This is a genomic window from Paraburkholderia diazotrophica, from assembly GCF_900108945.1.
Classification (GTDB): domain Bacteria; phylum Pseudomonadota; class Gammaproteobacteria; order Burkholderiales; family Burkholderiaceae; genus Paraburkholderia; species Paraburkholderia diazotrophica.
Genome location: NZ_FNYE01000020.1, coordinates 1 through 13097, shown reverse-complemented (window position 1 = coordinate 13097; position 13097 = coordinate 1). Strand labels below are relative to the sequence as shown.

13 protein-coding genes and 1 pseudogene are annotated in these 13097 nt (G+C 59.6%); 5 read left to right on the top strand and 9 right to left on the bottom strand.

What is annotated here, in order from left to right:
* Nucleotides 1-85: 85 nt before the first annotated feature.
* From BMW76_RS23330 to BMW76_RS23305, 6 genes are all read right to left on the bottom strand, one after another.
* Complete coding sequence (locus BMW76_RS23330; RefSeq protein ID WP_090869430.1) at nt 86-1435, bottom strand: ATP-binding protein; 1350 nt, start codon at nt 1433-1435, stop codon at nt 86-88.
* On the bottom strand, nt 1435-2106 hold the full coding sequence (locus tag BMW76_RS23325) for a response regulator transcription factor (RefSeq protein ID WP_090869665.1): 672 nt from the start codon (nt 2104-2106) through the stop codon (nt 1435-1437). The genes BMW76_RS23330 and BMW76_RS23325 overlap by 1 nt, the downstream gene beginning before the upstream one ends.
* 24 nt (nt 2107-2130) lie before the next feature.
* Nucleotides 2131-2862: a cytochrome b/b6 domain-containing protein gene (locus tag BMW76_RS23320; RefSeq protein ID WP_090869428.1), complete on the bottom strand. Its 732-nt coding sequence runs from the start codon at nt 2860-2862 to the stop codon at nt 2131-2133.
* Nucleotides 2834-3322 (bottom strand): diheme cytochrome c, encoded by a 489-nt coding sequence (locus BMW76_RS23315; RefSeq protein ID WP_245763341.1) that lies wholly within the window; start codon nt 3320-3322, stop codon nt 2834-2836. The genes BMW76_RS23320 and BMW76_RS23315 overlap by 29 nt, the downstream gene beginning before the upstream one ends.
* Before the next feature lie 46 nt (nt 3323-3368).
* Nucleotides 3369-3788, bottom strand: a complete 420-nt coding sequence (locus tag BMW76_RS23310) for a DUF1924 domain-containing protein (RefSeq protein ID WP_090869426.1) — start codon at nt 3786-3788, stop codon at nt 3369-3371.
* Between the two features lie 205 nt (nt 3789-3993).
* Nucleotides 3994-4341 (bottom strand): carboxymuconolactone decarboxylase family protein, encoded by a 348-nt coding sequence (locus BMW76_RS23305; RefSeq protein ID WP_090869424.1) that lies wholly within the window; start codon nt 4339-4341, stop codon nt 3994-3996.
* A 346-nt stretch (nt 4342-4687) separates the two neighbouring features.
* Between BMW76_RS23305 and BMW76_RS41935 the strand changes: the two are divergent.
* Nucleotides 4688-4937, top strand: a pseudogene (locus BMW76_RS41935) (hypothetical protein); the annotation flags it as partial.
* Nucleotides 4938-5209: 272 nt separating this feature from the next.
* On the opposite strand, the gene BMW76_RS23295 reads toward BMW76_RS41935, so the two are convergent.
* Nucleotides 5210-5776: a cytochrome b gene (locus tag BMW76_RS23295; protein WP_090869422.1), complete on the bottom strand. Its 567-nt coding sequence runs from the start codon at nt 5774-5776 to the stop codon at nt 5210-5212.
* A gap of 373 nt (nt 5777-6149) precedes the next feature.
* Here BMW76_RS23295 and BMW76_RS23290 point away from each other — a divergent pair, with 373 nt between their 5' ends.
* Nucleotides 6150-6644 (top strand): hypothetical protein, encoded by a 495-nt coding sequence (locus tag BMW76_RS23290; RefSeq protein ID WP_090869419.1) that lies wholly within the window; start codon nt 6150-6152, stop codon nt 6642-6644.
* Nucleotides 6644-6874 (top strand): hypothetical protein, encoded by a 231-nt coding sequence (locus BMW76_RS23285; RefSeq protein WP_245763340.1) that lies wholly within the window; start codon nt 6644-6646, stop codon nt 6872-6874. The genes BMW76_RS23290 and BMW76_RS23285 overlap by 1 nt, the downstream gene beginning before the upstream one ends.
* A 142-nt stretch (nt 6875-7016) precedes the next feature.
* On the opposite strand, the gene arcA is transcribed toward BMW76_RS23285, so the two are convergent.
* Nucleotides 7017-8276 (bottom strand): arginine deiminase, encoded by a 1260-nt coding sequence (gene arcA / locus BMW76_RS23280; RefSeq protein ID WP_218162548.1) that lies wholly within the window; start codon nt 8274-8276, stop codon nt 7017-7019.
* A 13-nt stretch (nt 8277-8289) separates the two neighbouring features.
* Nucleotides 8290-9771, bottom strand: coding sequence for an arginine-ornithine antiporter (arcD, locus tag BMW76_RS23275; protein ID WP_090869417.1), 1482 nt, complete (start codon nt 9769-9771; stop codon nt 8290-8292).
* 538 nt (nt 9772-10309) lie between these two features.
* Here arcD and BMW76_RS23270 point away from each other — a divergent pair.
* Nucleotides 10310-11731: a DUF2252 domain-containing protein gene (locus BMW76_RS23270; RefSeq protein ID WP_090869415.1), complete on the top strand. Its 1422-nt coding sequence runs from the start codon at nt 10310-10312 to the stop codon at nt 11729-11731.
* Between the two features lie 80 nt (nt 11732-11811).
* On the top strand, nt 11812-12756 hold the full coding sequence (locus BMW76_RS23265; protein ID WP_245763339.1) for a hypothetical protein: 945 nt from the start codon (nt 11812-11814) through the stop codon (nt 12754-12756).
* The last annotated feature ends 341 nt before the right edge of the window (nt 12757-13097 follow it).

Genomic DNA, 13097 nt, shown 5'->3' with positions numbered 1-13097 from the left:
CGCCGTTTGATCACACACCGGCCACGTATCCCGGCCGCGACAATTGAAATCATCACGCCGGCTGCGGGTGTCGGGTTGACTCAGATCAACCAGGGTCGCCTCTCAACCGGACATCGACTTCCAGCCCTCCCAGCCTCTCGGAGCGACCTACTCTGACTGTCGCTGCGTGAAGGCCGACGATCCGTTGCACAACCGACCAGCCCAGGCCACTCCCGCTTTCGGCGGTGCCTGGCACGCGAAAAAAGCGCTCCCCCAGTCGCTCGCGATCGGCAGCTGGAAGTCCGGGGCCGCTATCCTCGACGGACAGGACGACCGTGTGGTTGCGCGATGCTGTCTTGACCATCACGGCTGCACCGGACGGGCTGTAGCGAATGGCGTTGTCCACGAGATTGCGTACCAGCGCTGCGAGCAGCATTTCGTCGCCCGTGACGGGGCAGGGCCGCGCACCATCGAATTCCAGCGACTGCTGTTTCGCAATTGCGGTCGGCGCCAGCTCCGCGATCACACGTTTTACGAGCGTGCTGAGATCGATCGTGTGGAATTCGAGGGTTACGCCGGACTCGAGTCGCGAGAGTACCAGCAACTGGTTCACGAGACGCGTTGCACGGTCACAGCCTTCGAGCGTAGCGCGCAACGCGTGTCGGCGAAGGGCGTCATCCGTTTCGGCCAGTGCTACCTGGGCCTGCGTGCGAATGGCCGCGATCGGCGTGCGCAACTCATGCGCTGCGTCTGCCGTGAACCGGCGTTCGGATTCCCATACTGTCTGGATGCGGGCGAAGAGCTGGTTGAGCGCGTCGAGCACGGGAGACATTTCGGCGGGCGCATCCATCATGACGACGGGCGCGAGGTCATCCGGCCCGCGCTGGGCAATGCTCCGGCCCAGCTTTTTGAGGGGCGTCACGCCTCGCCGCACCGCCCACCAGGTCGCGACTCCGAGAAACGGGAGGGCGGCGGCCATCGGCCACAACGCGCCGCGCAAGACGGCAAGCAGTATCGAGGTACGCGAATCGACCCGCTCGCCGACATAGACGTATGTTTCCGCCTTTGCGCCACGCGCGGCAAATACTCGCCACGCCTTGTCGGCTATTTCCACGGTTGCGAAGCCCTGGTTGAATCCGCTATTCGTGGATATCATCGGCTCCGTCGGCGCGTTGGCCGACCGCACGATCACGTGTTCTTCGTGAATGATCTGAAAGGCCACTTTGGGCGCATACGGGTGCGGTACGCGTGTATCGATTTCATCATCGTCGTCGATCGATTGCGTTTGCTGGACGATCAGCAGTGCGGCCGCTTGCGCGAGATGACTGTCGAGCAGTTCGTCAAGCTCGCTGCGTGCGTCGCGCCAGATGAAGAGCGCGGTGATCAACCATACGCCCGTCACAACTCCGATCACGAGCACCAGCAGCCGACCCTGCAGAGAGCGAGGCAGCATCATCACGTGGCCGGGTCTTCTCGCATCAGCACATAGCCGACGCCGCGAACGGTCCTGATCAGATCGCTGCCGAGCTTTGTGCGCAGGCGGTGGATGTGCACTTCCACTGCATTGCTTTCCACTTCCTGTCCCCAGCCGTACACGCCCTGTTCGAGCTGCTCCCGAGACATGACGCGGCCTGCGTTGAGCATCAGCACATGTAAAAGGTCGAACTCGCGCGGAGACAGGGTAACGGGTTCGTCCTTCCGGTAGACGAGCCTTGTCGCCGGTTCGAGTGTGATGTGCTGCACTTTCAGTTTCTCTTGCGGTTGACCATGCGCGCGACGCACGAGCGCTCGCAGGCGGGCGGCGAGTTCCTGGAGATCGACGGGCTTGACAACATAATCGTCGGCGCCGATGTCTAGCCCTCGGATACGATCGGGAACGGCATCGCGCGCGGTCAGCACGAGCACGGGCAGGGTCACGCCGGCATGACGGACGGACGCCAGGACTTCGATGCCGTCCTTGAGCGGCAGTCCGAGATCGAGTACGGCCGCCGCGTAGGCATGGGTGCGCAGTTCCGTCTCGGCGGCGCTGCCGTCTCGCACCCAGTCGACCTGGAAGCCCGCCTGACGCAGGCCCGCGCGAACGCCGTCGCCAAGTAACGGATCATCTTCGATAAGCAGTATGCGCATTTTGTGCTTGACCCACGGATGCAATCAGTCGTCGCTATCGTATCGATCGGTTTGACGCACGGACACTGCATCGTGTCCGGACACGGGCGCGGCAGGCGCAGCGTGCCATTGCCACCACCAGAACGTCAGCACCGCGACCAGCATCAGCGCGGCGACGCTACTCCATGCGCTCTTGACGCCTTCGCCAGGTTGTCCGTGCTTGCGTCCGCTTACCATCGCTCCGATCAGGTTCTCGCGATGAAGCCAGCTACTCGCGATGACGCCTGCGATGTGCACGCCGACGAGCGCGAGCATGACATTGGCTATGCCTTCGTGCAGTTCATTCAGCCATTCCCCGCCGACATCGTTATAGGCCGTCCAACCCGTCAAGGTCAATGCGCACGCGAGGGTCAACATGGCAACGATGACGATGGCGCCAGCCGGGTTGTGACCGACGTGACGGTCAGGGTGAGCGCGCGCCACGCCCCGCAGATACCGCCATACGGAGGATGGCCCCCCGATAAAGCTGGCGAATCGGGCGTACCTCGTGCCGACGAGTCCCCACACGAGACGAAAGAGGACCAGGCCGCCAACGGTATAGCCAAGTGTCACGTGGACGAGCCGCCAGTGCTCGCTTTCTGCAGTCAGGAAAGCGCCGGCGAAGCAGGCTGCCATCAGCCAGTGAAAAAGCCGTACAGGCAGGTCCCAGACGAGAATGCGGTTGTCAGTCGTATCGCGCGTGTCGCGGCTATTGGGGTATGCGGACGAAGTGTTCATCGAAGTTTCCTTGATCGGCATGGGTATGGCAGGCTGCGCAATTTGACGCGCTCCTGACTGTGGGGCGTTTCCATACGGCGGCGGGTATCTCGGCATGCTCGTCTCGGAACCAGGCCGAGCGTGTAATGCGATCCTCCGGCGGCGCGACGCGCGAAGTCTCGCCTCCGCCCGAATTGGTTGCGAGCCATGTCGAGATTTGTTTGACGGAGTCGGCGTCGAGCGATGCATCGGTGCCGTAGTGGTGTGACAGGTTGCCCAGAATGCGCTGCCACGATGCGTTGGGGAGCATGCTGGGAGGATAGGCAATATGGCAGGTGGCACATTCCTGCCGGTACTTGGGAAGCAGATTGGTCCGAGTGTGCATCTCATCCGTCTCGGCCACGACTTTGGACGCGGCCAGTGAGGACAGAATAGCGGCGACGCAAACCACTGCGGAACGGGACAGAAGTTCAAACGGCACAGGAAGCACTCCAGTTGGAAAAACTTCGCTTATAGAAAAAATTCGCCTACGGTTTGAGCGTTAAGAGCCAAGCTAGAAGATCTGCTTTCTCGGACGCGCTGCATTCGCGTCCCACAACGTCGCCACAATTGCGACGAAACCATTTCTCGGATTTCGCTGCATCGGTAAACCGCTCTGGGTTGAATGCAGGGGCGAGTGGGGCGATTGCCTTGCCCGTGACTACATGTCGGCCCATTTGCGTGGGCACTGCGCCATGACACGAAGCGCAACTCCACTCGCGGCCGTGCGAGGCGCTGAAAAACTGCTGGCCGCGTGAAGGAGACGGTTCAACGCTGCCCGACTCCGCGCGATAAGAGCCGAGCATCTCCGAAGGCGTCGCAGCGTTGGCTGTCGCCATTGTGACAAGGGTCGCGGACAGCAAAAGCGTCTTGTTCACACCACGCGACGAAAGAATGGATCTGTTCACGAAATTCTCCGGTAGATACCGGCTAATCGTGGGCTTTCTTTCTTACCGCAGTCTTAACTACCGACGTCGCCGAATATCCGCGCTGCGTCCGCCCCTGGTGAAAATCAGGCGCGAAGCTTTTCAGCCGTTATGGACACGGAAGAGCCGCAGGGCCTGCGAGCATCAATGGATGAGTCGATCACGTTTCGCCTGATCGCGTTGAAAATCAGGGCGAGAATTCTTCGAAAGCGGAGAGCGCGTGCGTGGCGTACATCATCGAAGGTCCGCCTCCCATGTAGACGGCTGTTGCCAGCACATCTTCCAGTTCGGCTCGCGTGATACCGAGTTTGACAAGCGTCCTGACATGAAAGCCAATGCAGTCGTCACAGCGACAGGCGATTGCGATACCCAACGCAATCATCTCCCGCGTTTTTTTCCCCACGACGCCCTCGCTTGTGCTTGTGACCGCGAGTTGGCTGAATGCCGTCATTAATTCAGGTTGGGTTTCGCGCAGGCGACGCATTTGCGCCGACACATCTTTGACGATGGGCGTGAATACAGGGATGCCGCTCATGTGATCTTCTCCATAAAAAGGACGCACCGAGGGAAACCTTTTTCACTTTGCCCCCTTCGCGAAGGGCGTTGATGACGTAGCTCAAAAGATCAGGATGTCGCGAGAGTTGCAAACGGCTCGCACGTTGCAGGTGAGAAACGTGCGCACCGAAATCCTTCGGCAGTTTCGAATCGTTATCGCGGCCCTACGACTTGCTGGACGTCGACCCTGACGAGCCATTTTCCGTGCTGTGGACATTGCGACCTGTTGTTCACCCGGTGTCTATTTCGCCTTCATGGCATGGGGGACGGTGCGGCTGGAGGACAAGACCTGGACCGAACTGCGCGATGACATTCACGCAGGCAACGACGGCGACAGCTTCACGAAGATCGGCTTCGTCAAGACCGGCGTCGGTACGCACCGCCTGTATCCGAGTCGTGACACCACGAAGTTGCATGTCGCCAATCGCAGCTCTAACCTCGTACACGGGTCGCGGACGTCAGGACGCTGTGCCTGTCTGGCCGCTTCGACGACATCGTCTATGCGATCGACACGACGACGGGTGCGGTCGAATCGATTCCTGTCGGTATGGAGCCACACACGGGCTGGCGGTATGACCGCAGCCTGGACGCTATTCGCTCGGCCATACCGGAAAGATGCGTTGAAGGGGAGGCGGCTAAGCGGTTTTTCTGGCGGATGCGTTACGATGGCGCAGCTCCTATACGCCGATGCGTGGCGAGTGTTCCGCCGAAATTGGACTCGCAACTGTTTATGAGAGTGCGGTTCATTCCTGGCAAAATGGATCAGGGTTCTTCTTGGGTTCCCGTTAAGGGTGCTGCTGGATCGTACCTGGTGTCCAGTGCGCAGCCTATCCGTGGCGTTTCGCGATTCATCGGCTCCTTGCCCGCCTCACTGGAATCCAGCGAGGAAGCATCGTGATCAGGACGTCGTCTTTGAGGACAATGTGATGGTAAAGAGCAGCGAGCGCGTGAAAGCCGGCAAGCCACATGATCGTATCGCCGAGCCACTTGTGGACCGAAGCCAAGGCAGCACCGACATCATGTGAAGGGGCGAATATCGGCGGCACAGCGCGACCCGCGATGAGCGTCAAGGGATGTCCTTCAAGCCACGCGCCGCCAATGGCGGTTAGCGGAAGTGCGAGGAGGAGCAGAAAAAGCATCGATTGGATGGCTGTTGCGACAATGCCCATCCAACGTGAAACTGGGAATGGCTCGGGGCGTGTATCAATCATTCGCCACAGCAAGCGGATCACGGTAAGCGCGAGCACGCATAATCCCAGCGTCTCGTGGAGTGGCCGGTCGATCTGGTGGGCGGACGAATACACTCGCTGTTCAGGTCCGCCGGGCCCGTACACAAATGCCACGAGGACAAGAATTGCCGTACACCAGTGAAAGAATTGGGTGATCGATCCGTAGCGGGTTCCAGAGCTTCCCATGTCTTTTCCCTTTGCTGATTAGCAGAGCGCCATTACATTGTTGCACGCCACGAATGCGCGATGGCGCGACGACACAGATATCGAATCAGCGCATTTTTCCGGTGTGCCCTGGCGAATAGCGTCCGGGTGGAGGCCAGCCTGTCAGGCTGTGAGCCTCCGTGCCGACGGAAACTGACCTGCCCGATCCGGTCGCCGTATTTGTACACAGCATGCGCATACCCCATGTAGATCCTCCGCCTCACCACCGTGCAAACCCTGATCCTGGCGCAACAAGCCATTGACAGACGTCAAGGGAGATTCCAGACCGGCAAGTAGGCTTGAAAACAGCGACAGCTACGTGTAATTCGCAGACCCTGCACGCCCCGGAGGCATCGTGAAAAAACTTGTGTTTGCAATCGCGCTTTGCTCCGCACTAACGTCGCCGATGCTCCTTGCCGCATCCAAAGACACAACTCGCGCACAGAGCAGTTCCAAATCCCAAAGCCCGAATACCGCTGCATTCGACAGGAATCTGGTTCAGACTCAGGAGCAGATGAAAATCATGCAGGCGCAAATGGACCAGATTCGCAAGACCAAGGACCCGCAGGAACGTCAGAAGCTGCTGCGGCAACACTGGGCTACGATGCAAAGTGCAATGAACGCCATGCACGGCATGTGGGGGCCAGGAATGATGGGATATGGCGGGATGGGTCCCGGTATGATGGGCGGCTGGGGCCACATGGGAGGATATTACTCGCAGTTGACGCCCGAACAGCTCAAGGAGCGCCAGTACATGACTGACCAGTATCTACGAATGCAGCAGGAAATGATGAACAACATGATGTGGCAACAGCAGTATTGGATGGCGCCTCCCACCTCGCCCCAGTAATGTCTGCACGAACGCCAGTCACTTACGAACCGAATGTCTATATCCGCGGTCCGCATGGGATCGCGCGGATCAATGCGGACCTGCATCGTCATATTCTCGATGTCTTCAACGAGTACGGCGTGCAGATCATGACGCCTGCCTACGAGGACGATCCCGACGAATCGAAGGATGTACCGCGCGCGAAACGGTATTCAGCACCGGCATTGTTCTATCAAAGGAAAGCAGGTTGATTACCCACCATCGCCCCATTTCGGAGAGCGCGGAGCAGCGCGCCATAGCGGCGTACGGGAGCGAGAACGCAGATGTAAACGAAGCAGACTTAACCAAGGCCAACCCGGCGCGGTGGATCACAACCTTTGGTCTTCGGTGCGTTCAATAGCCGATGGGATCACGAGCAATAGGGCACGTCATGCAATGGCCGCCTCCGCGCCCTCGACCCAGTTCGCTCGCGGTGATTGTAATCACCTCCACGCCCGCCTTGCGCAGCAGCGTGTTGGTGTAGGTGTTGCGGTCGTAGCCGACTACCACGCCCGGCTCGATGCAGACGACGTTATTGCCGTCGTCCCACTGTTCGCGCTCGGCCTCGAAGCTGTTGCCGCCCGTCTCCACGACGCGCAGCTTCGTGAGTCCGAGCGCCTCGCCCACGACGTCGAGAAACGGTTTGTCCTCCCGGCGGATATTCAGCTTCGTCGCTGTAGAATCGCCGGGGCGCAGCGAGAATGCGACGATTTCATTGACGACTTCGGGGAACACGGTGACGAGATCCCGATCGCAGAACGTGAACACCGTGTCGAGATGCATCGCAGCGCGAGACTTTGGCAGACCGGCCACGATTATGCGCTCGACTGCACCCTTCGCGAACAGATTCTGCGCGAGTTCGCCGATTGCCTGCCGCGATGTGCGTTCGCCCATCCCGATGAGCAGAAGTCCTTTGCCGATCGGCATCACGTCGCCGCCTTCCAGGGTAGAGATACCGTGATCGCGGTCGGGATCGCCATACCAGACATCGAATTCCTTATTCGCGAAGTCCGGATGGAACTTGTAGATCGCTGTCGTCAGCAAGGTTTCCTGCCGGCGAGCGGGCCAGTACATCGGGTTGAGGCTGACGCCGCCATAGATCCAGCAGGTCGTGTCGCGCGTGAACACGGTGTTCGGTAAAGGCGGCAGCACGAAGCTCGAGTAGCCCAGATACTGCCGGAACATCTTGAGGGCATTGGACTCATCCGTGTCAGGAATGTCCTCCGCCACGACTCCGCCGATCAGAAACTCGGCCTGTTTGCGTGGCTCGAGTCCTTCCATCCACGCGCGGACCTCGTTCGCCAGACCGATGCCGACGGTGTCGGGACGGATCTTGCGGTCCATGATCCACTTGAGTGCTTCCGGGTTATGTACCGTTTCTGTCAGCAAGTTGTGCATCTCCAGCACTTCGACGCCGCGCTCGCGCATCTTGGTGACGAAGTCGAAATGATCGCGCTTGGCCTGGCTGAGCCAGATGACATCGTCGAACAGAAGTTCGTCGCAGTTGCTTGGCGTCAGACGCTGATGCGCAAGGCCCGGCGAGCAGACCATCACCTTACGCAGTTTGCCCGCCTCCGAATGAACGCCATATTGCATTGTTCCCGTGCTCATCATGTGTCTCCATGAGTCAGAGCGTGAGGAAGCCTTTGTACAGGCCAAATGCGCCGACCAGTGCTCCCACCACGACGGCCGCGAAGACGAGTTTTTCAATCAGGGTGAAGACGGGCTGACCGGCTTCGCGTTTCGCCTTGGCAAACAGCAATGCGCCGGGGGCGTAAAGCAGGGCGGACAGCAGCACATACTTGAGCCCTCCCGCGTAGAGCAGCCATACGGCGTAGACCACGGCGATCGCCGCGATCATCAGGTCCTTGTTGCGCTGCGCAGGCTCCCGTTCGTAGGTTTCGCGTCGCCACGCGACAAGCAGCGCATAGGCCGCCGACCAGAAGTAGGGCAGCAGAATCATCGACGTCGCGAGATAGATCAGCGAAAGATACGTTCCTTTTGAAAACAGTGTGATGAGCAGGAATACCTGCGTCAGACCATTCGTGAGCCAGAGGGCATTCGCTGGAACCTTCTTCGAATTTTCCTTGCGCACGAAACTCGGCATTGTGTTGTCACGGGCGGCAGAGAAAATGATTTCGGCGCAAAGCAATACCCACGAGAGCAACGCGCCCAGCAGCGAAATGACGAGGCCGACACTGATCAGGACCGCGCCCCAATGGCCGACGACGCGCTCGAGCACGCCCGCCATCGACGGGTTCTGCAGCGTGGCCAACTCGGGCCGCGTCATGATTCCGAGCGATAGCATGTTGACGAGCACGAGAACCAGCAGCACACCGATAAAGCCGATGATCGTTGCCTTGCCGACATCGGCGCGCTTTTCGGCGCGCGCCGAAAAGATGCTCGCGCCTTCGATACCGATGAAGACCCAGACCGTTACGAGCATCGAGCTGCGAACCTGGTTGGCCACGCTGCCGAGCTTCGGAGTGCTCAGGCCGAAGAAGTCATTCGTGAAGATGTGCGAATTAAACGCAAAAAGACAGATCAGGATGAATAGAACGATCGGCACGACCTTGGCGATCGTCGTGACCATGTTGACGAATGCAGCTTCCTTGATGCCTTGCAGCACGAGGAAGTGAACGCCCCACAGCAGCACCGAGGCACAGGCGATCGCAACGGGCGTATTGCCTTCGCCGAAGATCGGGAAGAAGTAGCCGAAGGTGCCGAATAGCAGGACGAAGTACCCGACATTCCCGAGCCATGCGCTAATCCAGTAGCCCCATGCTGACGAAAAGCCCATATAGTCGCCGAAGCCTTGCTTTGCGTAGATGTAGACGCCGCCGTCAAGCTCGGGCTTGCGGTTCGCGAGGGTCTGGAAGACGAACGCCAGGGTTAGCATGCCGACGGCCGTGATGGCCCAACCAGTCAGCACCGCACCGGCGCCTGCGCTGACAGCCATGTTTTGCGGCAGTGAGAAGATGCCGCCTCCGATCATCGATCCCACCACCAGCGCCGTCAGTGCGCCGAGATGAAGCTTCGGGGCAGCCGCCGAAGTCGTCGACGGTCTCTCACTTGCATCGGATGCGGGCTGATGTACTGAATCAGACATGGCACGTCTCCTTTACTCGTTCGGATACTGAAGGAGGGCATTGAGAGAAACGGACCTTTAATGAAACGCTCGATCGAGACTTGCCGTGCTGCGTAAAGGAGCGTTATTTGCCGGCTCGCTCGCGGCGACATCGACGCAATCAACCAGACGGACTCTCAACGCATACTCAGCATATGAGCGGTAGTGGCTTGCTGATTGACCTGTATCAACGTATCGCCTGGTATTCGAACCGTTCAATGGCCACGGGTATTCGCACCGAGTGGACGGCGTGACCCTTCTCGTTATCGGTCGAACTTCAGCGTACCTGACACCCTCTGGCCGGCTATACGCGAGTCCAATAAGAAACCTGAAGGGCAAGCATGAACGCGTATCCGTTGGCTGGCATTCGCGTACAGGTTGCGATGGTCACGGTTAAAGCAGCGTATCGACATTCGGCCTCTCAGAAGCGTTGACCTGCATCAACTCAGCGGGGGATCGCTTGCTTATCGTGAATTGAACACGGACATGGCAAACCGGGACCGAACCGGCAGAGGATGTGATGGACAAAGCCGTTTTACGCAAGGGCGCCCGCGAGACGCGCGCAAGACCTGTTTCGTACCGCACACCGGACGAAAGGGCAGCTCAAGGGCGGCTCATACGCGATTCGATACCCAGGTCGTCGCAGGCGGGATGGAAGTTGCCCGGACAACGACGGCACCCAATCGAACTTCTCGGCGAATCCAATGAAGGCCGCCTCCCGAGCTTGGTCCCGATCCGCTTCGGTCGGATGTCGGCCTCTCCGTTCGCGTTCTATCGTGGCGCGGCCGCAGTGATGGCGGCGGACCTGGCTCTGACGCCGACGAGCGGGCTGCGCGTGCAGGCGTGTGGTGACGCGCACCTGATGAACTTCGGCGGCTTCGCGACGGCGGAGCGCAACGTGATCTTCGACATCAATGACCTGGATGAGACGTTGCCCGCCCCGTTCGAATGGGATCTGAAGCGTCTCGCAGCCAGCGTCGTGATCGCGGCGCAGCATCTGGAGTTGCCGTACAGCGACACAACACGCGTAGCCACCGAGCTTGTGCGCGAATACCGCGAGCGCATGCACGACTATGCGTCCATGCGGGCGCTCGACGTCTGGTACGACAGAATCGATCTGCAAAAGTATCAGGACCGGTCGGGCGATCCGGCGATCGTCGAAGCCGCGCGCAAGCGGATCGCCCAGCGAATCGAAGTGGAACGCCGCAAGACCGCGCCCGACCATCTCTATCCGAAGCTGGTCACGGAGGAAGGCGGACAGCCCCGGATCAAGGACGAGCCGCCACTGATCTTTCACCCCACCGAAGATGTTGCCTCCGGTCTTCAGTCGGGCTACGCCGATGCGATTACCTCGTATCGCAAGAGTCTCGCCGAACATGTGCGTGTTCTGTTCGACAGGTTTCAGTTCGTCGATCTGGCCGTCAAGGTGGTCGGCGTGGGTAGCGTCGGCACGGTGTGCTGCGTTGGATTGTTCATGGCCTCTGACAACGACCCGTTGTTCCTGCAGGTGAAGGAGGCAAAAGCCTCGGTGCTCGAGCCCTATGCGGGCGAGAGCCTGTATTCGAATCACGGTGAGCGCGTCATTGCCGGCCAGCGGATCATGCAGGCAGCTAGCGATGTGTTTCTCGGCTGGGGCCGTGGAAAAAATGGGCGCGACTTTTACATCCGCCAACTTCGCGACATGAAGATGTCCGTCATTCTCGAATCACTCGATACGGGCATGCTTCGGCAGTACGCGCGCATGTGTGCGCATGCTCTTGCGCGCGCACACGCGCGCTCGGGTGACGCTGCGATGATCGCCGGCTACATGGGTTCAGGACAGACGTTCGACGACGCAATTACCGAATTCGCGGTGGAATACAGTTCGCAAAACCGGCGCGACTACCGGGAGTTTATCCAGGCAATCCGGGAAGGTCGGATTCAGGCGACGACAGAGGAATAGGCCAGACAGTCATGCTGGGGCCCGCCCGCGCGCAGACGTAGACACGTCATGCCGACACGCCAGAGGAGCGCTTGCGGGCGGTGTGCATCAATCTCCGCATCCGGGCGAGGCATCTTTCACTGGAGAATGAAGTGATCCGAGGGATCTTCGTGACTGCGAAGGGAAGCCGGCACTGGTTGGCAGGCTGGCTTGCTTTTTTGTTGTCGTTGACTGCGAACGCAGCTATCCATCAAGTGCTTCATGCTGATCTGTTCGAGGACCCGTCGACCGTGATGGCTCCAGCGAAGTTGGGAAGTGCCCGTCTGAACGAGATGCTCAGTCAGAGCGGAATTGCGCGAGACTCCGAAAAAGCCCGCATGCTGGCGACGTGGATTGACATGGTCCTGCACGACCCCGTCATCGCGAGACGCATTCCAGGCGGCGCCCGTGCGCTGGAACAGGTCTTTCTCGATGAAGGCAGACGTGAAGCGCTGATGTCGAGCGGCCTCGCACGTCTTACACCGGCAGACCGTCTACTCTACCTGCAACTGTTCACTCGCCTGCTCGACCAACTCGTTCCCGTCAACTGCTTTGGGCTTGTCGATATCACTGCCGCGATGAGTCGCATCACGATAGCCGAGATGTCCGACGCGGATGCCGGTCTTTATCTTCTGCTTCTTTACAAGGTCCTTGCGAATAGCGAGTCGGAGGCTCCCGCACGGCTGCCGACACCGCAAGAATACACGATCGCCATCGAGGCACTGTCCCGCGCGATCGTTATCGAGCTAGATGCTGATCCAGTCAATCTCGACCGGTATGCGTTGTACACGGCGCACCTTTCCGCAGCCACACCGTCCGATGTGTGCTGGTTGACGAGAGTCACCTTGCACGCCATCGCGAAAATGCCCGAAACGGAGCGCGATTTCATCCTGTTGCCCGCCATCACGGACCCCGATGCCGGGACACTAGCGAACCCTGTCGAGGCGCGGCCCGCACAAGCGCCGCTTCCTTCCTGGGGTAGGCCGCGCGGCACGACGATACCTTAAACATGTGGCAGCGTTCGATGCGCTTTTTATGTTCTGGTGAGATATGAGGGGGCGGACTATTCCGGGGGCAGATGTTGCCATGATGCAGCGCGCTCGCGAAAGGCGAACGCAGCCGACGTCGGCCGCATTGGCGGTATGAGTTTCCGTGCTTGATTCAGGTCAACGGGGCGGGCATGCTGGCCAGAATCGCGGAGAAATGCCATGCACACGCCTCGCAAAGGAGAATGAAATGGCTGAAGAACAGGTTTCCACCGTCGATCCTCCAGGCGTGGTGCGTGCCACCGGCTGGCGCGCGATATTTCCACCCGTGCAATGGCTGTCCAACTATCAGCTGCGTTGGC

Excerpts from the sequence above, each read along its gene's own strand:
- BMW76_RS23330 (WP_090869430.1), bottom strand. The coding sequence starts at position 1,435 with ATGATGCTGCCTCGCTCTCTGCAGGGTCGGCTGCTGGTGCTCGTGATC.
- BMW76_RS23325 (WP_090869665.1), bottom strand. The coding sequence starts at position 2,106 with ATGCGCATACTGCTTATCGAAGATGATCCGTTACTTGGCGACGGCGTT.
- BMW76_RS23320 (WP_090869428.1), bottom strand. The coding sequence starts at position 2,862 with ATGAACACTTCGTCCGCATACCCCAATAGCCGCGACACGCGCGATACG.
- BMW76_RS23305 (WP_090869424.1), bottom strand. The coding sequence starts at position 4,341 with ATGAGCGGCATCCCTGTATTCACGCCCATCGTCAAAGATGTGTCGGCG.
- BMW76_RS23295 (WP_090869422.1), bottom strand. The coding sequence starts at position 5,776 with ATGGGAAGCTCTGGAACCCGCTACGGATCGATCACCCAATTCTTTCAC.
- BMW76_RS23285 (WP_245763340.1), top strand. The coding sequence starts at position 6,644 with ATGTCTGCACGAACGCCAGTCACTTACGAACCGAATGTCTATATCCGC.
- arcA (WP_218162548.1), bottom strand. The coding sequence starts at position 8,276 with ATGATGAGCACGGGAACAATGCAATATGGCGTTCATTCGGAGGCGGGC.
- arcD (WP_090869417.1), bottom strand. The coding sequence starts at position 9,771 with ATGTCTGATTCAGTACATCAGCCCGCATCCGATGCAAGTGAGAGACCG.
- BMW76_RS23270 (WP_090869415.1), top strand. The coding sequence starts at position 10,310 with ATGGACAAAGCCGTTTTACGCAAGGGCGCCCGCGAGACGCGCGCAAGA.